Source organism: Halomonas sp. LC1 (genome assembly GCF_030247125.1).
Classification (GTDB): domain Bacteria; phylum Pseudomonadota; class Gammaproteobacteria; order Pseudomonadales; family Halomonadaceae; genus Vreelandella.
In genome coordinates, this window is record NZ_JASSPG010000001.1 from 496,129 (window position 1) to 521,645 (window position 25,517).

Sequence of the window (25,517 nt, forward strand, 5' to 3'; positions counted from 1 at the left end):
TTGGCCGAACGCCTCGCATTTCATCGCATTCGCCAAGCATGGCCATTCGCTAGATCAGCATAAGGAGCATGCCGTGACAGCCACCCATACGCATACCTACCAACGTGGGCTGCCCCTCTTTCACTCGGTGTTTTTAGTGGGGTGCCTACCGCTTTTTTTAGGCGCCACGCTCAGCGACTACGCTTACGCCAATAGCTATCAAATTCAGTGGGCGACTTTTGCCTCCTGGCTCAACGCTGGCGGGCTAGTATTTGCCGGGCTAGCGCTGATCAGCTCACTGATCAGCTTCTTTCGCGCCAAGCCTCGCAGACTCATGCTACTGATCTATCCAGCGCTCCTGCTGCTCACGTGGATACTCGGCTTTGTGAACGCCCTTATCCACGCGCGGGACGCCTGGGGCATGATGCCGATTGGTTTTGCGCTCTCCCTGGTGGTCACCATTTTTGCAGGCACCGCCGTTTGGGTGGGGTTTTCCCGTTTTGGCCACGGAGGTAAGCCATGAAGCGCGCTCTACGTCGCCCGCATTATTACGCCGCGCCCCTCTTTTTGCTGCTGGCAGCGGGTAGCGCCAGCGCCCAAGAGGTCACCCGCTACGGGCCTAACCCGACGCTGCCCGAGCCTTCTCGCGGCCTGCTGCCCAACATGAGCGTGCCCGAGCCCGCCGAATGGGGCGATGCCCTGCCCAGCGTGCCCGAGGGCTACACGATCACCGCGATTGCCACCGATCTACAAATCCCCCGCCAAACCCTGGTACTGCCCAATGGCGATATCTTGGTGGCGGAAGGCAGCGGTGGTAATGCCCCCTCTCTCAAGCCAAAGGATGTCATTGCCGGGCTGATCAAATCCCAGGGGACCACCTCGGTGCAGAGCGGTAACCGGCTGACACTGTTGCGCGATGCCGATGGCGACGGCCGCTATGAAGAGCAAACCACCTTTGCGGAAAACCTCAACGCTCCCTACGGGCTCGCGCTGATCGATGACGCCCTGTATGTCGCCAATCAAGATGCCCTGGTGCGTTTTGAGTACGAAGAGGGACAAACCCAAGCCAGCGGGCCACCCGAGGTGCTTACCCAACTCCCCGCCGAGATCAACCACCACTGGACCAAAGCGATGACCGCCAGTGCCGATGGGGAGTTTCTGTATGTGGGCATTGGCTCCAACAGCAACATCACCGAGCGAGGGATGGAAGCGGAGGTCAATCGCGCGGAAATCTGGCAGATCGACCCTGATACCGGCATGCACCGCCCCTATGCCACGGGTCTTCGCAATCCCACGGCGATGACGATTCAACCCGGCACCGACCAGCTTTGGACGGTCGTCAACGAGCGTGACGAGTTAGGCCCCGACCTCGTACCCGACTACCTCACGACGGTTCAGGAAGGCGGCTTTTACGGCTGGCCGTATAGCTATTGGGGCCAGAATATCGACCCCCGCGTTCGCCCACAGAACCCTGAAAAAGTAGAGTCGGCGATTGCCCCCGATTACAGCCTGGGTTCGCATGTGGCACCGCTAGGTCTCGCCTTTTCTATCCCCGAAATGGGCGATGAATTCGCTGAAGGTGTGTTTATCGGCGAACACGGCAGTTGGAACCGCGCCGACCCGGTGGGCTACAAAGTGGTCTTCGTACCGTTCAGCGACGGACAGCCCAGCGGCGACCCCATCGATTTTGTTTCGGGCTTTCTCACCGATGATGGTCGCGCCCGGGGCCGCCCGGTAGGTGTCTCCATCGACCCCGACGGCGCGCTGATCATTGCCGACGATCTCACCAACGCCATTTGGCGCGTCACGCCCAACGACGCGTAAAACCACAGCGGGTGGCCTGCCATCCGCTTACCCTCTCCGCTTTCTCCTGCTCACTGCGTGCCTAGCTTAAGCTTGCTTAAGGGCACTCACTATAGTTTATTAAGCGTGATCGCCCCTCGCCGATGAGAGAACGCTGATGCCCGCTGCCAAGACGTTTCACGCCCCGTATCTACACACGCCGCTGCCTCATGGGCACGCCTCTCATGGGCCTGGCGCCTGCTGCTGTGGTTCACCTATGCTGCAGCAGTTTCACGAGCGAGTGATGGCCGACCTCACGCGCCGCCAAATGCTGGGTGGCACGGCAGCGGTCATGGCGATGTTTGCCGGGCTCAACGTGCCCACCGTGGTGAGTGCGCAGCCGCGTCACGCCAGCGGCCCGCTGCTGCTGACCAACCTACAACTGTTTGATGGCAGCGGCAGTGCGGTGCAGAGCGGTGTGTCGGTACGTATCGACGAGGGGCGCATTCAAGCGTTGCTGCCCGCCGATGCCGCAGCCGACGGGGCGCAGGTGATCGACTGCGGTGGCCGCGTCCTCATGCCCGGACTCATCGACGCCCACTGGCACACCACGCTGGCAGCGATTACCCAAACCACCGCCATGACGGCTGATGTGGGCTACATCCATCTGGTGGCGGCCCAGGAAGCCAAGCGCACGCTCATGCGCGGCGTGACGTCGGTGCGAGACGTGGGCGGGCCGTCGTTTGCGCTACAGCGCGCCATTAACGAAGGCATCGTCGATGGGCCGCGTATTTTCCCCGCCGGGGCGATGATTTCCCAAACCTCCGGGCACGGCGATTTCCGTATGCGCCATGAGATTCCACGGGGCTCGAATTCCCCGCTCAGCGAGCAGGAGCGCCAAGGGGTCGCGGCGATTGCCGATGGGGAGGATGAAGTCCTGCGACGCACCCGTGAGCAGCTCATGCTCGGCGCCTCACAAATCAAGCTGATGGCCGGTGGCGGCGTGGCCTCGCTATACGATCCACTCGACAGCACCCAGTTTACCGAACGCGAACTGCGCGCCGCCGTAGAGGCTGCCGACGACTGGGGCACCTACGTCATGGTGCATGTGTACACCCCAAAAGGCATACAGCGCTCACTGCGGGCAGGCGTCAAATCCATCGAACACGGCCAGCTCGCCGATGAAGAGACCGCCCGCATGATGGCAGGCGAAGGGGCGTGGTGGAGCCTACAGCCGTTCTTGCAGGACGAAGACGCCAACGTGTACCCCGACGCCGCCCGTCGCGAATCACAGCGGCAAGTGGCCGAAGGCACCGTGCGCGCCTACGAACTCGCCCAGCGCTTCGACATCCACACGGCCTGGGGCACCGACATTCTGTTCAGCCCACAAAACACGCCTAACCAGCTGCGCCAACTGGCCAAACTCACCCGCTTCTACGACCCGCTCACGGTGCTCGCCATGGCCACTGGGCGTAACGGCGAGCTGCTAGCCCTCTCCGGCCCGCGCAACCCCTACCCCGGCACGCTCGGCAAGATCGAACCCGGTGCCTGGGCCGACTTACTGCTGGTGGATGGTGACCCTAGCCGTAGCCTCGATTTTCTGCACGACCCCGAACAGAATCTGCGGATGATCATGAAAGGCGGGCGTATTTACAAAGACACCCGCTAAGCCACGAACAGCGGCTCACTCCCGGTTAAAAGCCCAGTAAACGGCGGCGCAGCGGTCGGATAGCCACCAGCGCCAGCACCGCCAAGGCCAGCCACTCCAACCAGTGGGGCAGCAGCTCTTGTACTTGGCTCGCCTGCTCCACCGGGTTCCAGCCGGCCATCCTGACGGCCGTATCAAACGACCACCCCACCAGCACGGTAACGATCAGCACGCTGGCGAGGTACACGGCGAGCGCCGCATTACCCAGCTCGCGGCGCAAAATGGCCAGCGTGGCGAGGCTGGTAATCGGCCCCGCCAACAGGAACACCAGCGCCATTCCTGGCGAGATACCGGCTAACAGTAGCCCTGCCGCCACCGGCGTGGCGGCGGCCGCACAGATGTAGAGCGGTATGCCCACCACCGCCATCAACATCAGCGCCAACAGGCCACCCGAAAACCGTGCCAGGGTATCCGGCGGTACCAGCGTGACCAGCACGCCCGCCAGCAGCAGCCCGGCAAACATCCACGCGCTGATATCATCCAACAGATCGCTAAACGCATAACGCAGCCCCGCTTTCAAACCGCTAGGTTCGCCGGTTTCGGCGTGGTGGTCATGGCAGCCATGCGACGAGCAGCAGCCGCTCTTGGCGACAGGTGCAACGGCCTCTGAGTCGCGGGTAAAGCCCACTAGCAAGCCCGTCACAATGGCCGTCACCAGCGCCCCAACAACGCGCACCACCGCCATGAGCGGCCCAAGCAGCACGCTGGTGAGCAGAATCGAGTCCACGCCCACGCCTGGGGTGCTGATCAAAAACGACGTGGTCGGCCCGCGTCCCGCACCGCCCCTGTGCAGGGCAATGGCGGTGGGAATCGCCCCGCAGGAGCACAGCGGCAGCGGCATCCCAATCACCGCCGCCCGCACAATGCTGCCCAGGCCACGCCCACCCATCCAGCGCTGCAGCAATGTTTCGGGTAGCCAGGCTTTGATCAGCCCGGCAATCACCAGCCCCAGCAACAACCAGGGGGCTGCCGTCAAAGCAATGTGTAGCAGCTCGGTTATCAGCGTCATCTCGTCACCTGCTTGTCCACGGTGGGAATAAGGATTAGCCTAAACCCTGTAATCGTTACAGGGTCAAGCCGATGACACACGCCTATCGCATTGGAGAAGTGGCTACCCGCACCGGCTGTTCACCGGAGAGCATCCGCCACTATGAGAAGCTTGGCTTGCTGCCGCCCCCATCACGCGGTGAGCAGGGCTATCGTTACTACGATCAGGCGGCCGTCGAGCGCATCAGCTTTATACGCCATGGCCGCCACCTAGGGTTAGACCTACACAGCATTCAGGAGCTGTTGACGCTGTCTGACCACCCTGACACCGACTGCAGCGCCGCCGATGACATCGCCAGCCGCCATTTAACCCATCTGGAAGCGCGTATTGCCAAACTGCAAGCGCTCGCGGACGAGCTGCGCCACGTGGTTCACCAGTGCCGAGGCGGCAAGGCCGCCGATTGCCAAATCATCCAAACGCTCTACGAGCACCACCCCACCTGCCATGAGCATGGTTGCCGTGACGCCGCCGCTAAGCGCTAATGCCAGCGGGCTACCCAAAAACCCTGAGTTGCCCGCTATTCATGCCGCCACGTGCGGTCCTCTTTCTCGTCTACCCCTCTACATCCCGCCTCGCTTTAGTGAGCAATTCACACGCACTCCTCTTTTCACCTCGCTATGAGTCACTCTCAGTAGTTATACTTACTTATTAGTAAACGCGTATAAATGAAGTCGCTATCTTTCAACCTTCAATACACATCGATACACATCAAACAATCAATTTAACAACTATTAAAAATATTAAAAGAAATATCCATAGCGCTTTCACGTCTATCTGAAAATTGATCCATATCAGCTTTTTATCGTGGTGTTGACATTGTTTCACAATCCAACCCACACACGCTCTGTTTTCGTGATTACAATCGCCCCGTCATTAACAATAAAAACGCTTACTTCCTCTCAAGACCACATGAAAAGCTAAGGGAATACGCCACATGAGCCGTCTCATCCATAATCTTTCGATCAAAAAAACGCTGACTATCGCCATGGGCACGCTGGTGTTATTCATGCTACTGCTCTCTGCGTTGAGCATCGTCATCAATAAAAATGGCACCCGCTCCCTGCATGAAATCGCAGACGTGGGAGTGCGTCAGATGAACGCCATCAACCGCTCCGAAGCGAACCTGACCCAAGCCAATGCCAGCACTCGGGAATACCTCAAAGCATGGCAAGAGAATGAAACAACGAGTGAATTGAACCGCTGGAAGCTAGAAGCAGAGACGTATTTATCCTCCGCCGAGCAGCGCTTAGTCGAGTTCAATACCATCGCCTCACCGCCCGAGAGCGAGCGGGAAGCGCTTGCCGCCGAGATCAATCAGATCTATCAACGTTATACCGACACACTCAACCGCGTACTTCAAGCGGCCACTCTAGGAGCTGCACAAGACGCTTGGCTACCGGTCATAGAATTAAGAAGAGAGTTTCAAGGCACGGTGCGTAACTTCGTGCAATTAACGGAAGCAAGAACGAAAGACATATTGACCGAAGATAAAAAGAACAGCCAACTCACGTTATTGGCCACCCTATTTATCATGAGCTTTGCTTTACTCATGGTGGTATTGGCTCGCCTCGTCATCGTGAAAGCCATCATTAACCCCATCAATCATACCGTCACACATTTAACAGCGATTGCCAGTGGCGACTTAACACAAGACATTCAGCGTTTAGGCCGTAATGAAATCGGCGTGCTGCTGTCCGGGTTACATGAGATGCAGTCGCAACTCACCAGTATCGTGCAAAGTTTAAAATTAAACAGCGACAACTTATTTACCGGCACGAATGAAATTTCCATCGGCACGCAGGATTTATCATCGCGTACGGAAGAGCAGGCTTCCGCCCTGCAAGAAACCGCTGCCAGCCTGGATGAGCTGACCGCCACGGTCAAAATGAACGCCGACAACGCCGCCGAGGCCAACAAAATCACCTCAAGCGCGGCCAAAACCGCCCACACCTCCGCCGAGGAGAGTGAGCAGATGCTGGCGATGATGCGCGAGCTGGAAGAGAACGCCACGAAAATGGGCGAGATCGTCGGCATCATTGACGGCATTGCCTTCCAAACCAATTTGCTGGCACTCAACGCCTCGGTAGAAGCGGCACGAGCAGGTGAACAAGGCCGAGGCTTCGCCGTAGTCGCCAATGAAGTGCGCCAGCTCGCCAGCCGCAGCTCCCAGTCGGCGAGCCAAATCCGCTCGATGCTGGAAATAAGCCGCACTAAAACCGTTGAGTGCTCGGGCCAAGCCCAGAAAAGCGGCACGACCATTCGCGAACTGGCCGATAACGTCAGTAAGGTATCCGCGCTGATGGCAGAAATTACCCAAGCCTCGGAAGAGCAGAGCCGGGGGATCGATCAGGTGAATATCGCCATCTCGCAAATCGACTCCGTCACTCAGCAAAACGCCGCGCTGGTGGAAGAGTCCAGCACCGCCGCCGCCTCGCTGGAAGACCAAGCCAAACAGCTCGCCGAGATTACCTCCCAGTTCACTGTGGCAACCTACGCGCCAGCTCGTCAGGAGCCTCTAGCCCCACCGGCCAGCTACGCGCCGGCGACAACTCCCGCGCGCAAAGCAAAGCGGGAAGCCGAAGCGCTCGAGCTGGATTGGCAAACGTTCTAACGCTTCTAAAGCCCTTCGACTCTTCCCTCCTGGGCGGCTAACAGCCGCCCTTTTCTATGGCCTGGCACCTGCCACACCGTTAGTGTGGTTGTCGCTCGCCTTTCAGCCAAGCCTCGGCTAGGGTGATGAGGTGCCATCGTCAATAGGAGCTACACATGATTGAAACAAAGGAAGAACTCGACGCTATCAAAAAAGCGTGCCAAACGATGGTGACCAAAAGCGCCGGCCTTTCTGCGGGCACCGCCATCATCCCGGTGCCGGGGCTGGATATCGGCTCGGACGTCGCGATTTTGATGCGCATCATCCCCAAAATTAACAGCCAGTTTGGGCTGACGCCGGAGCAAATCGACGGCCTGGATACCGACAGCAAGCTGTTCGTGATGACCGCCATCTCCAACACCGGCAGCAAAATGGCGGGCAAATACATCACCCAGAACCTGATCATCTCGCTACTAAGTAAAATGGGCGTGCGGGTGGCGGCGAAAGGTGCCTCCAAATTCGTGCCGCTCATCGGCAGCGCCGTGGCAGGCGGCATCAGCTTTACCGCCATGAAGTACATGGGCAACAGCCATATCGACGACTGCTACCGCATCGCCCTTGCCGCCCTGGAGCACCGACAGCTCGAACGCGTGGTAGAAGACAACGCCATGATCGAAGCCGACAACCCCACCCAAATCGATTGATCCCATAGCCACGCTTCATGGGGCAGCGCCGTTAGGTGGTGGTATGCTTTAGCGACTTTTCATATTGCGTAGGAGAAAGGAATGCCCGCTTATATCGTTCTGACCCGTGAACACACCCACGACAGCGAAGAAATGCAGCGCTACAGCGAAAAAGCCAAAGCCGCCCGCGAAGGCCACGACCCGCAACCGCTGGCGTTTTACGGCGATTTTGAAGTGCTGGAAGGCAGCGCGATGGAGGGTGCCGTGATTCTACGCTTCCCCGACATGGCCGCCGCCCGCGCCTGGTACCAAAGCCCCGCCTACCAAGAAGCCCGCAAGCACCGCTTCCAGGGTGCTGATTACCGCGTCTTCTTGGTGGATGGCATCGAAGAGGCGTAAGGCCTCGCTATTCGGCTCACTTGTTGAGCTGAATAGCCTTTATATTCGGCTCAAACCTCTTTCGCTGCTCATTTACCCCAGCAGCAGATCACGCTCGATAGGAATGAACTCGCTCGCGGCGTTGATGAGCGAAGCAGCGGTGAGCTGAGGTACGCCGTACACCTCGACGCGTTTGCCGTGCACCTCGCGAATTTTCTGGGCTAACAGATCGAAGTCGCCATCGCCGGAGACCAGCACTACCACATCCGCTTTCTCGGCGTATTCGATGGCATCGAGGGTGATGCCCACGTCCCAGTCGCCTTTGGCGGAGCCATCCGCACGCTGGATGAAGGGCTTGAGCCGGACCTCGAAACCAATCGAGCGGAGGATATTCTGGAACTCACGCTGCTTGGCGTCGCCCTTATCGATGGCATAGCAGCGGGCGGCCACCACCTCCCGGTTGGCCGTTGCCTTGGCCCAGAAACGGCGATAATCGAAGTGTTTGCCGTAGGCCTCGCGCACGGTGTAATAGACGTTCTGGGTATCCACGAAGATAGCGACGCGTGTCATGGCAAAAGCCTCAGCAGGTAGTGAAACGCCAGCCTCTTGGGGCTGGCGTTAGTAAGCGGGTATGGTACCGCGCCGCTATTTAGAATGCGCCCGCTTAGCAGGAACGAAGCGCAACACCCCCATCACCACCGAGCCGACCAAGAAGCCAATCACCGCTGAACACAGCGTATTGAAACTCCAGCTCAGCGTGCCGCCCAAGGCCCCGGTGGCCTCGCGAATGCCTAGCTCAATATGATGTACCCACTCATAGGGCGCGCTGAACCAGCCCGTTCCCTCGGCTCCCAGATTCACCATCAAGATATGCCCACCCACCCAAAGCATGGCGATGGTGCCCACCACCGAGATGGTCGCCAGAACCTTGGGCATAGCCGTGACCAAGCCACGGCCCAGGGCTTGTACGCCCGAATGATCCCGCTGGGCGAGTTTCAGGCCCACATCGTCCATCCTGACCAGCAGCGCCACCACGCCATACACCAAAACAGTGATCACAAACGCGACCACGACCAAGCTGGCTAGCTGTGACCAGAACACCTGATGAGACACCGTCGCCAGCGCAATCACCATAATTTCAGCAGACAGAATTAGATCGGTGCGGATGGCACCACTCACAATTTTCTTCTCGGCTTCCGGCCCTTTTTCGACTGCGGGCTTGTCATCGTCATGCTGGCCAGAGAGCTTATGCCACACCTTCTCCGCGCCCTCAAACGCCAAGTAGGTGCCGCCTATCATCAGGATGATCGGCAGTAGCCCGGGCAGAAAATGGTTCAGCAGCAGCGCCGCCGGTAAGATAAACATCAGCTTGTTGCGGATAGAACCCAGCGCGATCTGCTTTACAATCGCCAGCTCACGCTCTGCCACTACCCCGTGCAAATATTGCGGCGTCACCGCCGCATCATCCACCACCACCCCAGCCGCCTTCGCCGTCGCACGACCAGCGGCAGCGCTCACATCGTCCAGTGATGCTGCGGTCAACTTCGCCAATGCGGCAACGTCGTCCAGTAATCCTATTAAACCGCCAATGGCCATGGGTGCTTCCTCCGTGAATAAGCATTGCAGACAGTAAAGCACACGATAACTGGAGCGGGCGGACTCTTTTACGCCAAGGGCAGTGTCGTTTCTCTCCCTTCATGCTCTACCCTCACTGCGTCACTTCAAAGAGCGGCCTTAGAGGGAGCGCGCTATAGAGTGCGGGGGTGCTACCTTAAGGAAGCATTTTCAGGAAGCGTGATTTGCCCCATTAGATAAGGCGCAACGCGGCCTTTAATCATCACGCGCTCGCCTTCTACCACGCAGCTCAGCGCGCCTTGGCGTGCGCCACCCTGGCGGGCAGTAAGTGCTTGCTTACCCAAACGCGCGGCCCAGTAAGGTGCAAGCGACGTATGCGCCGAGCCGGTGACGGGGTCTTCTTCCACGCCGACCTTGGGGCCAAACCAGCGAGACACAAAATCCACGTCATCGCCTTTCGCGGTAACGGCCACACCTCGCCCTGGTAACTGTTTAAGCCGCTGCATATCTGGCACAAGGCGCTCAATCACACTCGCCTCCTCGACTACCACCACAATGTCATCCGAGATCAGCAGCTCCTCGATTTCGATACCGCCCAGGGCAGCAGCGACTTCCGCGTGCATGTCTAGCGGTGCGAGCGTTTTCGCGGGGAAGTCCATCACCAGCGCATCGCCTTCGCGGCGAACGGTCAGTACACCGCTTCTGGTTTCAAAGGCCACCGCCTCGGCCACCACGCCCAAGGCATGGAACACCACCCAGGCCGCCGCTAAGGTGGCGTGGCCGCACAGATCCACCTCCACCGAAGGCGTAAACCATCGCAAGTGGTAGCCCGCTTCCGTGGGTACGAAAAAAGCGGTTTCGGACAGGTTATTCTCCGCTGCAATGGCCTGCAGAAGCGCATCATCCAACCACGCCTCTAGCGGGCACACGGCGGCAGGGTTGCCCTCAAAGGGTTTTGAGGCGAAAGCATCTACTTGGTAGAGGTCGATTTTCATGAGTTATCCCAACGCAAATAAAAGAATCTCATCAAGATATCGTAGAAACGTGCATGCAGGTGAGGGTTAGCAAAGTCCAGTAGAAGGCAAGCACGCTGAGCCTCCCTCTGAGCGTGAGTAGCCTTCTAAGCGTTGCCTTTGCGACGGTGGCCCTGGTTATGATCGTCACGGCGCGCTTTGCCGAACGTTTCGCAACGCGCTGGAGCATTCCAGGCTGCGCCCTGCGTGGCGTGCTGCAAGACTTCAACGACATGGCAGCACAGCTTGGAAGCTGATCGTCTATACAGGTGGAATGGCAGCGCTGACTCTAGTGTTGCTCACCTGCCTAGCGCGTGCTGAAGCACAAACGTAAAGGTAATGCCGCTTCTGCCGGAGGCATCAAGCTCAATCGCGCATCGTTAAGCGCTGAGCTCGTCTCCGCCTGGTAGCCATCACGGCCACTACCGCGATGCAAAGGGTAGCGGCAACACCCGCCCAAACAAAATGGGAAAGGCCGCTTAGTCGCTCAAAAAGGGGCGCAAGGGCCTGACCAAACAGATAACCGAGCGTGACCCAGGCGGCCGACCAGAGCAACGCCGAAATAGCATTGAGCAGGATAAATCGTGGCCAAGGATAATCGGTTGTGCCAATCGTCACCGCACCGGCCATGCGTAGCCCATAAAGGAAGCGTAAGGAGAACGCGAAAACGTCCGGGTGGGCGTTGAACGTGGTCACTACACGCCCACCCGCTGCGCTACCCTGCACCGAACGAACGATAGCGCTATTGCGCCCCCCATGCCCAAGCAGGAAGAACACTTGATCCGCCACGAAAGAACCCAATGCCAGGGCGATGATAGCAGGCCAAACGCCGATCAGGTGCTGATGAGACATGATGCCGCCCAGCATCGCGATGCCCTCGCCCTCCAGGCTCGCCCCCACGAATAAGCCGAAGCTGCCATAATTCGCCACCAAATGCTCAAGCGTCATTTGCGTTCATCCATAAAGTTACCCCGGAGCCGTGGGCGGCACGTAAGCGCCATTTTTATAGCGATTCGGGATGATGCGGAGGGTTGAATAGGGCTTTTTAGCGGCAGGCAGCTTATTCAATCTGCAAGAGGCATTCAACAGCAACGCACGCAGCCCACACCCATCAGTGCAGCTAAACCAGCTGCCCGTTATTATCCTGCTAACTACTTTGCCTACTGGCATCATGCACACCATACCTACTCACTGGGCACGCTATGCATAACCTATGGATTCCCGTTGTCGCCATTTTCATCGTGGCGGGCCTGATATTCGGCGGCCAAGCCTACTCCGAGGCCCAGCGTGATGCGCACATCGCCACAAGCATATCGGAACGCCTCGGTAGCCAGACACAGGCCGACATCTCGCATTTAAAACGCGTCAACAAGGGTTATGGGGTTTGCGGGGATTATCACCTTGCCAACGTTGAGCATGGCCACTTCTACTACAACAGCGCCACCGAGCACCTAGCGCTAGGCACCGATGCGCCGTTGTACCACGACAACTGCGATAGAGTTTCTGACTAACGCCTTGGAACCTATCGTTCTCAACAGGTAACCCTACCCCACCTCCACGGAGTAACGTGTGCTGCGCCCGCCGCCAGGTAGCTTAGAAAGACAGCCTTTCTCCACCAGTTCTGCCAAATCCCGCGTGGCGGTGGCTTTACTTACCTTGGCAAGCGACTGGTACTTGCGGGCATTAATACCCTGTGCAAACTCTTCGCCTGCGGTATCCAACAAACGGTTCAGCACCTTAATTTGCCGTTCGTTCAGTACCGTAGTGGCATGTTGCTGCCAAAAGGTCGCTTTCACTAATACACGGTCGATTCTTAACAGCGCCTGCTCAAGCGCCTCTTTCAGCGTATCGAGGAACCACAACAGCCAAGGCGTAATATCGAGACTGCCCTTCTGGGTGTTTTCGAGGTAGTCGTAGTAAGCGCTTCGTCGCGCCATGATCGCCGCACTCAGAGCATAGAAGCGCACAGTCTACCGTTAAGATTGTGACAGCTCACACTGGCTAGCAGCTTCCATCATTTTCAGCAAACACGTTCATAAATATCGCACAATAGCCATATATAAATTTTAATTATCAACATTAATTGTCAGCAAATAAATCTTCTTTATTATATATAATTTTCTGTCATCTCGGCTTTACTTATATAAAACCTAGCTATGATTTATCACGTTAACACGATGAAAAATACAAAGCAGACTGCGCAATTTCTTTTTACATCATTGCACACTCATTCACATAATAATTACCAAAAACCTAACCATGCCACTTACGTTTTCGACTAACAACAAGTCTTCTTTAGCACTAGAGAGGAGTCTATTTTTTAAAATTCAATTAAAAGAATAAAATAGAAACCTCTCAAGCCAAAACCAAGAAATAAATTTATCTTATTAATTAATGCGCAAATTAAATTTATCGAACCGATTCTGGAAAACTATTACAACGATATTTTTCCAAACCAAGGATACCTTGCATGATAATCTATGAAATTTTTTAACAAAAGATCATTTTCACTACTTCCTCTAGCAACCTTATACCCTAAGTACTTCTTTACGTCTTCCAAGCCCCCCCTCGGCAAGAGCCTTTCTATTTCAACCCTTTCACGCACTGACAATGATGGTAAAGAAATATCATAAATTTCTTGATTCTTACCATAATAAAATTCCCAATCTTTTAACTTTGAAGTTTCTGAAAAGTCATTTTTATTCTCACTAGATAACAAGATACAAGTAGCAGTCAACATTCTCTGACCATCTTGATAAACAAATGAACTTAATATTACAGCTTCAACATTTGCCTTATTAGCTGTACCCGCAGAAAATGCATTATGTATAGTTTTGAGCAAGACTTTATGGAAGTTTTTTGCGGTAAAATCTTCACTATCCAAGTGCGAAGGAAGGTATTCATTGGGTATTTTTTCTTCAAAAAACTCGAGACGATCTTGCTGTAAAGTTTCAGGCCTACCCTTGTCCTTGAGATTTGCAACATGCGCATTAAGCGTTACTTTGAGCACGTCAAATTCGGACATTTTTTCAATTGCATTTTTAACATCATCCAATTGAGAAACATATTCAGTATTTACATAATCAAGCCAGAGTATAGTTTTTTTTTCAAATTGATCGCTGGCTATAAATTCAGATGAAGTAACTGCCTCAGGCAACAACTTAATACAAGAGATAGGTTTATTGAACTGTTGACGCCTTAGAGTATTTTCATCGGATTCTATTGACACCATATCTGTTATATTAAGATTACGATGAATACTTTTAAAATCTTCTAAAAATGGTCCGCCGAAACCTACATAGCGATAACGTTCTATAGGCGTATCACTTTTCTCTGCGACCCATGAGTCAAGTATTTTCAACTTCTCTTCAAACAAAATACGCTCTACTGCTTTATTTTGGCGTAGATGATAAGGAATAGTTGATCCAGAGGACATTATTTAGCCCTCCTTAAAGCTTCGTCAAAGCATTTCTCTCCGACTTCTTTAGGTGAAGCAGACTCGTTTTCAAAATAAAACTCAGAAATGGTTTTAATATCTTCAGCTGGTCGACTGAATGTGATACGTCGCTCTGTTGACTCTATTGTTGGCATCGGCAAGTTAGGAATAAATTTTCGAGCATTTTTATTTTCCTCACCTCTCATATTAGTCCATTTGTTTTGTGGTATCTTTTCTATAATATCAGATGGAATAACGTTTCTCGAACCACCACTCTGAATACTTAACCTGGCTCTCTCTTGACGATTTTTCCACTTATTAGTAAAACTTGTGAAAATCTTAAGGCCTTCTTTTATCCTGTCTTTAACTTTTAGATATAAATCAGAGTTTCCTTCAATACCACGTTTGGTAGTAGTTAATGGTAGCTTAGATGGGTCATTACATTGAAACTTTACAACACCAGCAATGGAAATAAACTGCGTGTGGTAACGTGGCACTCCAGACTCACCCCAACCAGTTTTTCTAGTTTTGTCTGCATTTAGAACTACTCTATCATTACATATTATTGTAATACCAGCTTTTGATGAGCTAGCCTTACTTTCAGTGCCTCTAAGTGCATTATCTTCTTCATCTGGGGTTATAAAACCACGATAAAAGCCTATCATTACCGAAATTTTTACACCATCCACTTCATCAATATAAACATATGGTGATATTGCTTCTTTTTTGTTAAAGAAGTCCTCTTCTATAGCTAAAACATTAGCACTAGAACTCACCACCGTCCCATTTATTTTAATCTCAAACCCATTCTCAATAAAAGAAGAATAATAAACTTCTGCAGCATTTTTTAAATCATTATAAAAAGCATTTTCTAAGCTGAATATTCTTTTAATACCCTCTCTTAAGCTCTCAACTATAATCTCTGTACCAGTATCACTAGCGTCAGTAACTTGTTGCTCTTGGTATGGCAGACTCCAGTCATCATCATCTGCCATCCATTCAGGAGACATATTTACAGTTAGATTAGTAGTGCTCGTTTTAGTTATAACTTTACAACTTTTCCCCATTTTAAAAATTGAACGTTTCATGCCTATGCCGTAGACACCCACAGTAGGTAAGTCTTGGTCAATATCAGCAGAAGGACGCCCCATTCGAAAAGCCGAATGAATTGCAACTTCTCTAGGAATACCACCACAATTGTCTTTAATTCTAAAACGTTCTTTATTAAACTCAATCTCAACTTTATAACCCTGATATTTACCTTTTTCTTGTCTTTTTCCTAATCTGCGTAACTCGCGCATTGCGCCATCTAACGAATTATCTATTAAATCCAATACGGCATCTAATAGTTCAATATCTCTTGTCAACATATCCACAAAAAATCTTTTAGCCGGAAAGGCTTCTATAATATTTTTACCATCATAATTAGCACTCATTTTTACACTCCAAGCTAAAATTTATAGTTAAAGTTTAAAACTCGCTACTTTTTTGGATAGGTGAATTTGATTGATTAGAAAAATTGATGCATCCTTTAATGTTTTTCATAATCACTTCTGCAACTAACGGAGACACGCTATTCCCTATCATTCTAAAGCTATGCCATTTCGTCGGGTGAAAACAAAACCAATCAGGAAAGCCTTGTAATCGAGCTGCTTCCCTAACTGTAATTACCCGTGCTGATTTTGGATGTATTGGACGAACAGCTTGATAGCTACCTTTATCAGAACCAGTACCAGCTCTCAAAGTTGGACATAAACCATCCCATGCTAATTTCTTTGCACGACTTACAGAATCAACTTCATTTGGTTTTAATTTCTGATAACGACTCTTCACTTCTTCCTTATGCACAGTAACGAACATCCCCGAAACCATTCCTTTTGCAAACTTCTCTTTAGCTTCAATAGAACCCAATTCATCCGGAGGTGGCATACGCATCTTAACTGCATAGTCTGAAAGTTTTTTAATTCTTTTATATTTTGCCCATCCAAGGTCGTGTTTATCTTTTGTCTGATTAATTGGTTCAGGGATATCTATAATGGCGTCTTTAACTGTTACAGAAGTGTTTTTTTCTCGTGTTAAAAAAACATCGCTGTAGTCCATTGTTTTAAAAAACTCAGGCTTATAGCCAAAAACTATTACTCTCTTACGCTTTGTAGCTGCGCCATAAAAAGAAGAGTCAACTACTACTGGCCCAATAATAGTATACAAATCAGCCATAGAATGAAGATCTTTAAGGAAGGCATCTTTATATGCTTTATCTAATAAACCCTCTACATTCTCCATCACAAAGAACTTGGGCTCTAATATTCTAACATGGCGAAAATAATGGTGAACTAACTCGTTTCGAGGATCATTCTTTTTACGTTTCCCCATACGGCTATAACCTTGGCAAGGGGGGCCTCCAATTACACCATCAACCTCACAGTCCTGAAGAATCAATTTCCAGGTATTGGAATCCATTTTAGCTAGGTCACCATTTATAACTCTAGCTCTAGGAAAATTTAGCTTATAAGCAGATTGCAATGTTTCGTCTATATCAACTCCTGCAACAGTAGTAAATCCAGCAAGTTCAGCGCCGAGACCAAAACCACCGCACCCACAAAACAAATCTACAACTTTCAAGTCATTTTCCATAATCAGAGTTCAGTATCAACTGTAAAACGTAGCAAAATGAGCTCAAGAATTTTAATTTATAAAACCAGTGCATATATTTATATCTGCATTGATGCCAAAAAATTTAAAGCCTCTCACTCGCCTTTTCATATGTCAAACAACTATTTCCGTAGCACTCTAAGAGACAAATATTTTTAGGTAAAAAGTCAATCAAGCATATGAGAAAAAACTAATTAAAGTCCAGCAACAATGATATCGCCGCATCCAGCGCCACCAGATAACCAAGAATTCTAATATAACAGTCTAATTAGATATTAATTAAAAAAAACCCGTTTTCCAACGGGTTTTTTAAAAATGGCTGCTCAGTAAAAGCTTCACTCCCACTCAATAGTAGCAGGCGGCTTACTGCTCACATCATAGGTCACCCGCGAAACGCCTTCCAACTCATTGATAATGCGGTTGGAAACCTTCTCCAGCAGCTCGTAGGGCAGGTGCGCCCAGCGGGCGGTCATGAAGTCGATGGTTTCGACGGCGCGTAGCGCGATGACCCATTCGTAGCGGCGGCCGTCGCCTACTACACCTACCGATTTCACCGGCAAGAATACGGCAAAGGCTTGGCTGGTTTTTTCGTACCAACCGGCGGCGCGCAGTTCTTCGATGTAGATGGCATCCGCGTCGCGCAGAATGTCGGCGTACTCTTTCTTCACTTCGCCGAGAATCCGCACGCCCAGGCCGGGGCCAGGGAACGGGTGGCGGTACACCATATCGTAGGGCAGGCCGAGCTCTAGGCCGAGTTTGCGCACTTCGTCTTTGAACAGTTCGCGCAGCGGCTCAACCAGCTTGAGCTTCATCGTTTCCGGCAGGCCACCCACGTTGTGGTGGGATTTGATCACGTGCGCTTTGCCGGTTTTAGAGGCCGCGGATTCGATCACGTCCGGGTAGATGGTGCCCTGGGCCAGGAACTCCACGCCTTCGATTTTGCTGGCTTCTTCATCGAACACGTCGATAAAGGTGTTGCCGATGATTTTGCGCTTGGCTTCCGGGTCTTTCTCGCCTTTCAGCTTCTCCAGGAACAGCTCTTCGGCGTCGACGCGAATCACCTTCACGCCCATGTGCTTGGCGAAGGTTTCCATCACTTGGTCGCCTTCGTTCTTGCGCAGCAGGCCGTTATCCACGAACACGCAAGTGAGCTGGTCGCCAATCGCTTTGTGCAGCAGCGCGGCCACAACGGAAGAGTCGACACCGCCAGAAAGACCCAGCAGTACGTGGCGATCGCCGACTTGCTCGCGTACGCGCTGTACTTGGTCTTCGATGATTTGCGCGGGCGTCCACAGCTTTTCGGCTTTACAGATATCCAGCACGAAGTGCTCAAGAATCCGCTGGCCTTGCAGGGTGTGGGTCACTTCCGGGTGGAACTGTACGCCGTAGAACTGCTTCTCTTCCCAGGCCATGGCCGCAATCGGGCAGCTTGGGGTAGAGGCGGTCACGGTGAACGTGTCGGGGGCTTTGGCGACTTTATCGCCGTGGCTCATCCATACATCTAGCAGCGCGTTGCCGGTGGCGGCGTCTACGTGGTCTTTGATGTCTTTGAACAGCGCGGTCTCGGCGTCGATTTGAATCTGGGCGTAGCCAAACTCACGCTGGTTAGAGCCTTCTACCTTGCCGCCCAACTGCTCGGCCATGGTTTGCATGCCGTAGCAGATACCAAATACCGGCAGGCCCATTTCGAACACGCACTGCGGGGCGCGGGGGGAATCCAGCTCGGTGACGGATTCCGGGCCACCGGCCAGGATGATGCCGTTGGGGTTGTATTCGCGAATCTCTTCTTCGGTGATATCGAAGGCGCGGATTTCGGAGAATACGCCGATTTCGCGAACCCGGCGGGCGATCAGCTGGGTGTACTGGGAGCCGAAGTCGAGAATCAGGATCTTATGGGCGTGAATGTCACTCATGGCGGAGCCTCTATAACGCGGAACGGGCCGCATTGGCTAAAAAGCAAGCGGCGGGGCAATGCCCGCCGCCGTGTAACTTAATGCGCTGGTTAGCTCACCCGGTAGTTGGGGGCTTCTTTGGTGATCTGCACGTCGTGAACGTGGGACTCGTTAAAGCCAGCGCCGGTGATTTGTACGAATTCCGGCTTGGTGCGCATTTCTTGAATATCGCGGCAGCCGGTGTAACCCATGGAGGCGCGCAGGCCGCCCATCAGCTGGTGGACGATGGCGCCCATCATGCCTTTATAGGGCACGCGACCTTCGATGCCTTCCGGTACCAGTTTTTCGGCACCGGCATCTTTGTCTTGGAAGTAGCGGTCGGCGCTGCCTTGATTCTGGGACATTGCGCCCATGGAACCCATGCCGCGGTAGGCTTTGTAGGTACGGCCTTGGTAAAGCTCAACTTCACCCGGCGCTTCTTCGGTACCGGCCAGCAGGCCACCGACCATCACGGCGCTGGCGCCAGCGGCAATGGCTTTGGCTAGGTCGCCAGAGAAGCGTACGCCGCCATCGGCAATCAGCGGAATATCAAACTCTTTCAGCGCTTCGGCCACGTTGGAAACGGCGGTGATTTGCGGTACGCCAACGCCAGCCACGATGCGGGTGGTGCAGATGGAGCCGGGGCCGATGCCGACTTTCACGGCATCTGCGCCTGCTTCCGCCAGCGCTTTGGCAGCAGCGGCGGTGGCGATATTGCCGCCAATCACTTGAATCTGCGGGAAGTGCTCTTTGATCCAGCGAACGCGATCAATCACGCCCTGGGAGTGGCCGTGGGCGGTGTCGACGATGATCACGTCAACGCCTGCTTCTGCCAGTGCGGCTACGCGGTCCGGGGTTTCCGGGCCGGTGCCGACCGCTGCGCCTACTAGCAGGCGGCCGTCGCTGTCTTTAGCAGCCATCGGGTAGGTGCGGGCTTTTTCGATGTCTTGGAAAGTCACTAGGCCGCGCAGGTGGAAGGCGTCATCGACGATCAGCATTTTCTCGATGCGGTGTTCGCGCATCTTGGCTTTGCTGACTTCGAGTTCGGTGCCTTCCGGTACGGTGACCAGACGCTCGCGGGGGGTCATGATATCGGCCACGCTGTCGCCGTGGTTCGGCTGGAAGCGCATGTCACGCTCGGTCACGATGCCGACTAGTGTTTCGCCTTCCACCACCGGGAAGCCGGAGAAGCCGTATTCGCGGGCCATGGCCAGCAGGTCTTCCAGCTTGGCTTTGGGGCTCACGGTGACCGGGTCTTTGACGATGACGCTTTCGTGCTTCTTCACCTTGCGCACTTCAGCGGCCTGTTGCGCCATGGTCATGTTCTTATGGATGATACCGATGCCGCCTTCCTGAGCCATCGCAATCGCTAGACGCGCTTCGGTGACAGTGTCCATTGCAGCGGAAAGCAGGGGAATATTCAGGAAGAGATTGCGGGTCAGGCGGGTTTTGAGGCTGACATCCTTTGGCAGAACGTCGGAGAAGCCGGGAACGAGGAGTACGTCATCGAACGTAAGCGCTTCTTGGGCCATACGTAGCATAGCGGCAACACCCATTGAGAAGTGGGAAGATGGGGCGTGAAAAGTTAATCGCCTATTATAACGTTTTGAGGGCCGCCCCAGCAATGCAGAGAGACGGTTGGGCTTATACCAATTGCTAATGACGCTGGGGGTCGCGCAAGCATAAGCGGCGCTGGCAAGGCTTACGCACCTCGTTTGAGGTATCGTGTCATCCACGAAATGATCACCAAGGCCACCGATGGAACCGACAAGCACATCACCCACTCCCAAAGCGCTCTCCGTGAGCCAACTGAACCAGCGCGCCAAGCAAACCCTGGAGCGCGACGTGGGGGAAGTGTGGGTAGAGGGCGAGCTTTCTAACGTGTCTCGCCCGGCCTCGGGGCATATCTATTTCACTTTAAAAGACGACCGGGCGCAGATCCGCTGCGCGCTGTTTCGTCAGCGGGCGCGCTTTGTCGCCGCCCCCATGCGCGATGGCGACCAAGTGAAGCTTCGCGGGCGGGTCTCGCTGTTCGAGCCACGCGGTGATTACCAGCTCATTGCTGAAGCGGTGCAAGCCGCTGGCCTTGGCGAGCTGCTGGCAGCCTTCGAGCGTTTGAAAGCGCAGCTGGAAGGCGAAGGCGTGTTCGCCAATACGCGCCCCCTGCCCTTTCCACCGCGCAAGATTTTGATTTTAAGCTCCGCCACCGGGGCGGCCATTCGCGATGTGCTGGCCGTATTGGCCGCCCGCTGGCCGCTGGCGGACGTGACGCTGATTCCCGTACCGGTTCAGGGCGCAGACGCCGCCCCGGCGATGATCTCGGCCCTAGGCTTACTCAACCGGCAAGCGCGGCTAGACCCCGAACAAGATGTGGTGCTGATCACCCGTGGCGGCGGCAGCCTGGAAGATCTCTGGGCGTTTAATAACGAACACTTGGCGCGGGCGATTTTTCACTCCCGGCTGCCGGTGATGTCAGCGGTGGGCCACGAGGTGGATGTCACCCTGGCGGACTTTGCCGCCGATATGCGCGCCCCGACTCCGTCTGCCGCCGCCGAGCGCCTAGTGCCGGACCAACACGCCCTCAAGCGCCAGCTCGCTCAAGCGGAGCAGCGTTTGCAACGAAGCATGCAGGCGCGGTTAGAACGCGATAGCCAGCGGCTAGATACCCTACGCGCCCGCCTTCGTCACCCCGGTGAGCAGCTCGCCCGCCAGCGCCAGCACCTAACTACGCTGCAGCAGCGCCTTACCCGCGCCATGCAGCAAACGCTCGCCCAGCAAAACGCCCAAGTGGCCCAGCTCACCCGACGCCTGACCAGCCAGGATATGGCACGGCTGCACCGCGCCGAAAGCGAGCGTATCAGCAGCCTACAGCGTCGTTTAGCCAGCGCCATGCAGCGCCTGTTGGTAACGCGGCAAGCACGCCTGCACAGCGCCGCCCGCGAGCTGAACGCCGTCAGCCCGCTGGCCGTACTCGGCCGCGGCTACGCCATTGCCCAAGATGCCCAAGGCCAAGTCATCCGCCGCGCCGACGACACCCAGCCCGGCCAACGGCTCAAACTGCGCCTGGGCGAAGGTCGCCTCAACGTTGAAGTAAAACGGCGCTACAAGAAGTAGCGCCGTGGCATGGGTGATGAGAGAAACGCGCGAATGAGCAGGTGTCACCGCTATGGCAGCGGCGGCTTGCGCGTTTCCGAGGTTGACGTGGTGGTAGTCGCCCCTGGGGTCGTGGGGTGGACGCTGCCGGGGGTGGCGCCATTAGTCCCTGCGCCCTGGGTGTTGCCCGACGGCGTGTTAGAGCCCGCTAACCCCGGCTCGTTATGCTGGGTGGGGTTATCATCCTCTTTATGCGCCTGTTCGCGATGCTCATGGGCGTGCTGTTTAACCGATTCCGCTTTGTCGTGAATCGCGTGCTGCGCTTTATCCGCTTCCGCCTCGCCCATTTTGGTTGCTTGATCCATGGCTTGGTTGCGGTACTCGCCCAGGGTGTCGTTCTCTTTGCGCGTCATAGCGCTCATGCTGGCAAGCGCCGCCCCCAGTGCAAACCCTAGGGCGCCAACCACCAGCGGGTGCTCTTGAATGAAGTCCGAAGAGCGGTCGCTGGCGTGGTGGGCGCGCTCTTTCATGTGATCGACGCGGTGTTGTGTGCCCTGCTGGGCGTGAGACATGGAATCGTGCATACGACCTCCCCATTGGTGCGCTTTTTCGCCGACTTGTTGTGCCGCCCCGTGAGCACTGTGGCCCACATGCCGAACGCGATCTTTGATGCCCGTGCCAGTCGCGTCGCTGCGCGGGTCGTGCTGTCCGGCGCTGGCGCGGGGCGGGGTTACCACCTCATCCGGCGTTGTTGGCGTTGGGTGTACATCGGTGGCATGGCCGTGGGCGTGGCGATGCCGATCAGAGCCATTCGATTGGCGCAGCATCAGCCAGCCCAACCCTGCGCCAGTGAGCAGCGTGGGCACGGGGTTTTGCTTCACCGTCGTGCCCAAGTTGGCAAAGAATTCGTTGGCACCGCCGTGGCGCAGGTAGTCATAGGTGGTGTGCAGCCACTGTTCGGGCGAAAAGCGCTCTTCGATTTGGTGCAGCGTGGCATCCAGCCGCTCGCAGGATTGGTGAATCTCTTGTTCGATCTCGTCCGGGTCACGCTGTGCCTGGCTGTGTGAAGTATCGCGCTCGCTCATTTCACCTCCTCCTTGACGTGCTGCTGATGCTGCTTGGCCAGCGTTTTGTCGCTGCGCAGGCTATTCATGGTGCGGTTCGGCATCAGCCCCTGGGCACGCACTTTTTTCAGCCCCGCTTTGAGCATGACTACGCCCACCAGCGTGACCACGACCCCGACGACTACGGCTGCCAGCCACGGGCGCGTTTCCGGTGGCAGCACGCCGTTCAATAGCATGACCAGCGCTGCCAGCAGCGTGAGAAACCCGCCCAACAGCACCGCGCCTGCCGTGGCAACGGCTCCCACGCCTGCCATCGCTTGATGGGTTTTTTCCGACATTTCGGCTTTGGCGAGTGCCGCCTCGCCGCGCACCAGCGCGGTCACTTCGTTGAGTAACGTGGATAGCAGCGTGCCTATCGAGCTGCTTTTTTGGCTCTCTGATTCCATTCTTGGTCTCCCGCTTCCTGCATGACGTGTGATGTAAGCGCGTGGTGAACACCTGGTTAAAGCGTTTGGTCGGGAACCGCCGTTTCGGAGGACGCGGCGGTCGCAGGGGCTTTATCGGGGGAGCTGCGCAGAAAGCGCGTGACCAAAAAGCCTGCGGCAATGGCGCCGCCAATGAACATGGCCGGCTCGCGGCGGCCGTAATCCTCGGCAGCGCGGCAGAGGCTGTGCAGGTCTTTATCCCGCATGCGTTGCGAAAAGCGCTCGGTGTGATCCGCCAGTTTTCGGGCCTGTTCCGAGCAGAAGGGTTGCTGCTGGCGGTCAAACTCATCCGCCGCGTTCTTGAGCACCGTGCCTAAGGTATGGGTGTGCTGGGCGGCGGTGTCTCGCTGGCGCTCGAACGTACTTTCGGCCTGTTCGCGGGCGGCCTCTTTGATGTCATCGGCACTCTGCTGACCTTTTTGCTTCAGTGTTTCGTGGTCAGGGTGATGACCGGTGTGATGGTCCGTGGCGTCGTGATGGGGTCCTTGATCGTTCATGGTGACGTTCTCCGTGTCAGTGAAACCTCACCAGAACTATAGCGAGCCTGGGGCCCCTTTCCATGTCCACACCGCCGAATTAACCCAGCGCATGCTGGGCCGCAACAAAGGTTAAGAAGGTGGCGGTCGCCAGCCATATCGCTGACGGTGCCCATAAAAAAGGCGCTGTTGACAGCGCCTGTTCGGTAGCGGGTATGGGCTTACTTTTTCTCCGACTCGTCATCGCTATCCGGATTGACGTGGTGCGTGTCGGGCATGGGGTTCGCATCGTCGTGATGGTCGTCGCGCTGGTCTTTCTTCTGGTCGTCTTTATCCGGAGACATAGTCCCTCCTACTCCTTGGTGGTCGAGAAAGTGGCTGTCTACACATAGCTAGGGACAGGCCTCCCTCACTATAGCTGCTGGCAGGTTGATTGCCATGCAGCGCGGCAATCCACACATCGTCAGCACAGCGCCAAGAAACGCTCAAAAAACAATAAAAATCATACCTTTAGCGACAAAACCCATTCTGTAGCGCCGTAGATGAGCTGTTTAAATAGCCTTTATTAATTCTGACTATGCCAGCCGCCGCGGGCGCTGTGTCATTTGCCCTTCCCTTCGCCTTTGGTCTACGTTGAAAGCTCCCCGCTGGCAGCCAGCCGCCCTGGAGAGGGGCGGCCCTGCCGGCAGATCGAAGCGATTCGTGCACGCAAAGGAGTGACCGCACATGAGCGAACAGCAGCAGCCCCCACAGCACCAGAACAAGCAACCCGGCGATGAGCACGTCATGCGTCCAGAGCCGGAGTACATTCGCGAAAGCTATCGCGGCACCGACAAACTGCTGGATAAAGTGGCGATCATTACCGGCGGCGACAGCGGCATTGGCCGCGCCGTGGCCGTCCACTATGCCCGTGAAGGCGCGGATAGCGTGATCGTGCATCTCAAAGAGACCCAGGATGCCGAGGAAACCAAACGGCTAGTGGAGGCGGAAGGACGCCGCTGTCTAGTGCTGAAAGGCGATGTGGCCGCGCCCAGTTTCTGCCGGGAGATCGTCAACCGTACCCGGCAGGAGTTTGGCAAGATCAACATCGTGATCAATAACGCCGCCGAGCAGTACGACTGGGACGACATTACCGAGATCCCCGACGACCAGCTCATGCGAACCTTTCAAACCAATATCTTCAGCCATTTTTACCTGACCAAAGCGGCGCTGCCCCACCTGAGCGAGGGTGATACGATCATTGCCACTTCGTCCATCAATGCGTTCAAGGGCAACGACACGCTGATCGATTATACTGCCACCAAAGGCGCTATTCAGGGCTTGGTGCGTTCGCTGGCGATGTCGCTGATGGACCGAGGCATTCGCGTCAACGCCGTGGCCCCCGGCCCCATCTGGACGCCGCTGATTCCGGCCAGCTTCGAGGACGATAAAGTAGCGGAATTTGGTAACCAAGTGCCGATGAAACGCCCCGGCCAACCCAGCGAAATCGGCCCGGCCTACGTCTACTTGGCCAGCGAGGAGTCGTCTTACATGAGCGGCCAAACCATGCACTTGAACGGCGGTGTGATTCTCAATACTTGAGCAGCCTTCCGGGGCGGTGTGGCCGCCCCGGCCACTCACCACT

General features: G+C 55.0%; 25 protein-coding genes. 10 read left to right on the top strand and 15 right to left on the bottom strand.

The annotated features are described in order from the left end of the window. Positions 1 to 73: 73 nt before the first annotated feature. From QIT27_RS02325 to QIT27_RS02335, 3 genes are all read left to right on the top strand, one after another. Positions 74 to 502, top strand: coding sequence for a DUF2231 domain-containing protein (locus tag QIT27_RS02325; RefSeq protein WP_285262777.1), 429 nt, complete (start codon positions 74 to 76; stop codon positions 500 to 502). Next, positions 499 to 1,803 (top strand): PQQ-dependent sugar dehydrogenase, encoded by a 1,305-nt coding sequence (locus QIT27_RS02330; protein ID WP_285262778.1) that lies wholly within the window; start codon positions 499 to 501, stop codon positions 1,801 to 1,803. Before QIT27_RS02325 ends, QIT27_RS02330 begins: the two co-directional genes overlap by 4 nt. A gap of 262 nt (positions 1,804 to 2,065) precedes the next feature. Continuing rightward, a complete protein-coding gene (locus QIT27_RS02335) occupies positions 2,066 to 3,430 on the top strand; it encodes a metal-dependent hydrolase family protein (protein WP_285262779.1) in 1,365 nt (454 codons plus the stop codon). Between the two features lie 25 nt (positions 3,431 to 3,455). Here QIT27_RS02335 and QIT27_RS02340 read toward each other — a convergent pair whose 3' ends face one another. Further along, positions 3,456 to 4,478 (bottom strand): SO_0444 family Cu/Zn efflux transporter, encoded by a 1,023-nt coding sequence (locus tag QIT27_RS02340; protein ID WP_285262780.1) that lies wholly within the window; start codon positions 4,476 to 4,478, stop codon positions 3,456 to 3,458. 71 nt (positions 4,479 to 4,549) lie between these two features. On the opposite strand from QIT27_RS02340, the gene QIT27_RS02345 reads away from it, so the two are divergent. The 4 genes from QIT27_RS02345 to QIT27_RS02360 all read left to right on the top strand — a co-directional run bounded on the left by QIT27_RS02345 (position 4,550) and on the right by QIT27_RS02360 (position 8,189). After that, positions 4,550 to 4,999, top strand: a complete 450-nt coding sequence (locus QIT27_RS02345; RefSeq protein WP_253016710.1) for a MerR family transcriptional regulator — start codon at positions 4,550 to 4,552, stop codon at positions 4,997 to 4,999. A gap of 452 nt (positions 5,000 to 5,451) precedes the next feature. Further along, positions 5,452 to 7,128 carry a methyl-accepting chemotaxis protein gene (locus QIT27_RS02350; protein WP_285262781.1) on the top strand — a complete coding sequence of 559 codons (1,677 nt, stop codon included), beginning with the start codon at positions 5,452 to 5,454 and terminating at the stop codon, positions 7,126 to 7,128. 155 nt (positions 7,129 to 7,283) lie between these two features. Beyond that, entirely contained in the window at positions 7,284 to 7,811 is a 528-nt protein-coding gene (locus QIT27_RS02355; RefSeq protein ID WP_285262782.1) for a MutS family DNA mismatch repair protein, read from the top strand. Positions 7,812 to 7,892: 81 nt separating this feature from the next. Then, complete coding sequence (locus QIT27_RS02360; RefSeq protein WP_159341286.1) at positions 7,893 to 8,189, top strand: DUF1330 domain-containing protein; 297 nt, start codon at positions 7,893 to 7,895, stop codon at positions 8,187 to 8,189. Between the two features lie 72 nt (positions 8,190 to 8,261). Here QIT27_RS02360 and QIT27_RS02365 read toward each other — a convergent pair whose 3' ends face one another. The 4 genes from QIT27_RS02365 to QIT27_RS02385 form a co-directional block, all read right to left on the bottom strand. Beyond that, positions 8,262 to 8,738, bottom strand: a complete 477-nt coding sequence (locus QIT27_RS02365) for a LabA-like NYN domain-containing protein (protein ID WP_285262783.1) — start codon at positions 8,736 to 8,738, stop codon at positions 8,262 to 8,264. 75 nt (positions 8,739 to 8,813) lie between these two features. Beyond that, positions 8,814 to 9,764, bottom strand: coding sequence for a DUF808 domain-containing protein (locus QIT27_RS02370; RefSeq protein WP_285262784.1), 951 nt, complete (start codon positions 9,762 to 9,764; stop codon positions 8,814 to 8,816). A 170-nt stretch (positions 9,765 to 9,934) separates the two neighbouring features. Continuing rightward, on the bottom strand, positions 9,935 to 10,738 hold the full coding sequence (locus tag QIT27_RS02375; protein WP_285262785.1) for a PhzF family phenazine biosynthesis protein: 804 nt from the start codon (positions 10,736 to 10,738) through the stop codon (positions 9,935 to 9,937). A gap of 384 nt (positions 10,739 to 11,122) precedes the next feature. After that, positions 11,123 to 11,704: a DedA family protein gene (locus QIT27_RS02385; RefSeq protein ID WP_285262786.1), complete on the bottom strand. Its 582-nt coding sequence runs from the start codon at positions 11,702 to 11,704 to the stop codon at positions 11,123 to 11,125. 254 nt (positions 11,705 to 11,958) lie between these two features. Between QIT27_RS02385 and QIT27_RS02390 the strand changes: the two genes are divergently transcribed. Next, the gene (locus tag QIT27_RS02390; protein ID WP_285262787.1) at positions 11,959 to 12,267 is read left to right on the top strand and encodes a hypothetical protein; all 309 of its coding nucleotides are present in this window, start codon (positions 11,959 to 11,961) and stop codon (positions 12,265 to 12,267) included. 33 nt (positions 12,268 to 12,300) lie between these two features. On the opposite strand, the gene QIT27_RS02395 is transcribed toward QIT27_RS02390, so the two are convergent. From QIT27_RS02395 to guaB, 6 genes are all read right to left on the bottom strand, one after another. Further along, the gene (locus QIT27_RS02395) at positions 12,301 to 12,693 is read right to left on the bottom strand and encodes a Fic family protein (protein WP_285262788.1); all 393 of its coding nucleotides are present in this window, start codon (positions 12,691 to 12,693) and stop codon (positions 12,301 to 12,303) included. 497 nt (positions 12,694 to 13,190) lie between these two features. Beyond that, positions 13,191 to 14,192, bottom strand: coding sequence for an O-methyltransferase (locus tag QIT27_RS02400; RefSeq protein ID WP_285262789.1), 1,002 nt, complete (start codon positions 14,190 to 14,192; stop codon positions 13,191 to 13,193). Beyond that, positions 14,192 to 15,628 (bottom strand): ATP-binding protein, encoded by a 1,437-nt coding sequence (locus QIT27_RS02405; protein WP_285262790.1) that lies wholly within the window; start codon positions 15,626 to 15,628, stop codon positions 14,192 to 14,194. The genes QIT27_RS02400 and QIT27_RS02405 overlap by 1 nt, the downstream gene beginning before the upstream one ends. A gap of 34 nt (positions 15,629 to 15,662) precedes the next feature. Further along, positions 15,663 to 16,814: a DNA cytosine methyltransferase gene (locus tag QIT27_RS02410; protein ID WP_285262791.1), complete on the bottom strand. Its 1,152-nt coding sequence runs from the start codon at positions 16,812 to 16,814 to the stop codon at positions 15,663 to 15,665. Between the two features lie 365 nt (positions 16,815 to 17,179). Then, a complete protein-coding gene (gene guaA / locus QIT27_RS02415; RefSeq protein ID WP_159341277.1) occupies positions 17,180 to 18,757 on the bottom strand; it encodes a glutamine-hydrolyzing GMP synthase in 1,578 nt (525 codons plus the stop codon). Positions 18,758 to 18,846: 89 nt separating this feature from the next. Beyond that, complete coding sequence (gene guaB, locus QIT27_RS02420) at positions 18,847 to 20,316, bottom strand: IMP dehydrogenase (RefSeq protein ID WP_159341276.1); 1,470 nt, start codon at positions 20,314 to 20,316, stop codon at positions 18,847 to 18,849. A 217-nt stretch (positions 20,317 to 20,533) separates the two neighbouring features. Between guaB and xseA the strand changes: the two genes are divergently transcribed. Further along, the gene (gene xseA / locus QIT27_RS02425) at positions 20,534 to 21,889 is read left to right on the top strand and encodes an exodeoxyribonuclease VII large subunit (protein ID WP_285262792.1); all 1,356 of its coding nucleotides are present in this window, start codon (positions 20,534 to 20,536) and stop codon (positions 21,887 to 21,889) included. A gap of 50 nt (positions 21,890 to 21,939) precedes the next feature. Here the strand turns inward: xseA and QIT27_RS02430 are convergent, their stop codons facing one another. The 4 genes from QIT27_RS02430 to QIT27_RS02445 form a co-directional block, all read right to left on the bottom strand. Next, positions 21,940 to 22,953, bottom strand: coding sequence for a DUF3618 domain-containing protein (locus QIT27_RS02430; protein WP_285262793.1), 1,014 nt, complete (start codon positions 22,951 to 22,953; stop codon positions 21,940 to 21,942). Continuing rightward, positions 22,950 to 23,378, bottom strand: coding sequence for a phage holin family protein (locus QIT27_RS02435; RefSeq protein ID WP_159341273.1), 429 nt, complete (start codon positions 23,376 to 23,378; stop codon positions 22,950 to 22,952). The genes QIT27_RS02430 and QIT27_RS02435 overlap by 4 nt, the downstream gene beginning before the upstream one ends. 56 nt (positions 23,379 to 23,434) lie before the next feature. Continuing rightward, positions 23,435 to 23,914, bottom strand: a complete 480-nt coding sequence (locus QIT27_RS02440; protein WP_285262794.1) for a hypothetical protein — start codon at positions 23,912 to 23,914, stop codon at positions 23,435 to 23,437. 200 nt (positions 23,915 to 24,114) lie between these two features. After that, positions 24,115 to 24,237, bottom strand: coding sequence for a hypothetical protein (locus QIT27_RS02445; protein ID WP_285262795.1), 123 nt, complete (start codon positions 24,235 to 24,237; stop codon positions 24,115 to 24,117). A gap of 382 nt (positions 24,238 to 24,619) precedes the next feature. Between QIT27_RS02445 and QIT27_RS02450 the strand changes: the two genes are divergently transcribed. Continuing rightward, positions 24,620 to 25,474 carry an SDR family oxidoreductase gene (locus tag QIT27_RS02450; RefSeq protein ID WP_285262796.1) on the top strand — a complete coding sequence of 285 codons (855 nt, stop codon included), beginning with the start codon at positions 24,620 to 24,622 and terminating at the stop codon, positions 25,472 to 25,474. Positions 25,475 to 25,517: the final 43 nt, after the last annotated feature.

What these genes read in the sequence shown, in the direction of transcription:
- QIT27_RS02390 (WP_285262787.1), top strand. Translation starts at nt 11,959, where the DNA reads ATGCATAACCTATGGATTCCCGTTGTCGCCATTTTCATCGTGGCGGGC.
- guaB (WP_159341276.1), bottom strand. Translation starts at nt 20,316, where the DNA reads ATGCTACGTATGGCCCAAGAAGCGCTTACGTTCGATGACGTACTCCTC.
- QIT27_RS02450 (WP_285262796.1), top strand. Translation starts at nt 24,620, where the DNA reads ATGAGCGAACAGCAGCAGCCCCCACAGCACCAGAACAAGCAACCCGGC.
- QIT27_RS02430 (WP_285262793.1), bottom strand. Translation starts at nt 22,953, where the DNA reads ATGAGCGAGCGCGATACTTCACACAGCCAGGCACAGCGTGACCCGGAC.
- QIT27_RS02395 (WP_285262788.1), bottom strand. Translation starts at nt 12,693, where the DNA reads ATGGCGCGACGAAGCGCTTACTACGACTACCTCGAAAACACCCAGAAG.
- QIT27_RS02440 (WP_285262794.1), bottom strand. Translation starts at nt 23,914, where the DNA reads ATGAACGATCAAGGACCCCATCACGACGCCACGGACCATCACACCGGT.
- QIT27_RS02340 (WP_285262780.1), bottom strand. Translation starts at nt 4,478, where the DNA reads ATGACGCTGATAACCGAGCTGCTACACATTGCTTTGACGGCAGCCCCC.
- QIT27_RS02345 (WP_253016710.1), top strand. Translation starts at nt 4,550, where the DNA reads ATGACACACGCCTATCGCATTGGAGAAGTGGCTACCCGCACCGGCTGT.
- QIT27_RS02355 (WP_285262782.1), top strand. Translation starts at nt 7,284, where the DNA reads ATGATTGAAACAAAGGAAGAACTCGACGCTATCAAAAAAGCGTGCCAA.
- QIT27_RS02375 (WP_285262785.1), bottom strand. Translation starts at nt 10,738, where the DNA reads ATGAAAATCGACCTCTACCAAGTAGATGCTTTCGCCTCAAAACCCTTT.
- QIT27_RS02445 (WP_285262795.1), bottom strand. Translation starts at nt 24,237, where the DNA reads ATGTCTCCGGATAAAGACGACCAGAAGAAAGACCAGCGCGACGACCAT.
- QIT27_RS02335 (WP_285262779.1), top strand. Translation starts at nt 2,066, where the DNA reads ATGGCCGACCTCACGCGCCGCCAAATGCTGGGTGGCACGGCAGCGGTC.
- QIT27_RS02330 (WP_285262778.1), top strand. Translation starts at nt 499, where the DNA reads ATGAAGCGCGCTCTACGTCGCCCGCATTATTACGCCGCGCCCCTCTTT.
- QIT27_RS02400 (WP_285262789.1), bottom strand. Translation starts at nt 14,192, where the DNA reads ATGTCCTCTGGATCAACTATTCCTTATCATCTACGCCAAAATAAAGCA.
- QIT27_RS02360 (WP_159341286.1), top strand. Translation starts at nt 7,893, where the DNA reads ATGCCCGCTTATATCGTTCTGACCCGTGAACACACCCACGACAGCGAA.
- QIT27_RS02385 (WP_285262786.1), bottom strand. Translation starts at nt 11,704, where the DNA reads ATGACGCTTGAGCATTTGGTGGCGAATTATGGCAGCTTCGGCTTATTC.
- QIT27_RS02405 (WP_285262790.1), bottom strand. Translation starts at nt 15,628, where the DNA reads ATGAGTGCTAATTATGATGGTAAAAATATTATAGAAGCCTTTCCGGCT.
- QIT27_RS02365 (WP_285262783.1), bottom strand. Translation starts at nt 8,738, where the DNA reads ATGACACGCGTCGCTATCTTCGTGGATACCCAGAACGTCTATTACACC.
- QIT27_RS02350 (WP_285262781.1), top strand. Translation starts at nt 5,452, where the DNA reads ATGAGCCGTCTCATCCATAATCTTTCGATCAAAAAAACGCTGACTATC.
- QIT27_RS02435 (WP_159341273.1), bottom strand. Translation starts at nt 23,378, where the DNA reads ATGGAATCAGAGAGCCAAAAAAGCAGCTCGATAGGCACGCTGCTATCC.
- guaA (WP_159341277.1), bottom strand. Translation starts at nt 18,757, where the DNA reads ATGAGTGACATTCACGCCCATAAGATCCTGATTCTCGACTTCGGCTCC.
- QIT27_RS02370 (WP_285262784.1), bottom strand. Translation starts at nt 9,764, where the DNA reads ATGGCCATTGGCGGTTTAATAGGATTACTGGACGACGTTGCCGCATTG.
- xseA (WP_285262792.1), top strand. Translation starts at nt 20,534, where the DNA reads ATGGAACCGACAAGCACATCACCCACTCCCAAAGCGCTCTCCGTGAGC.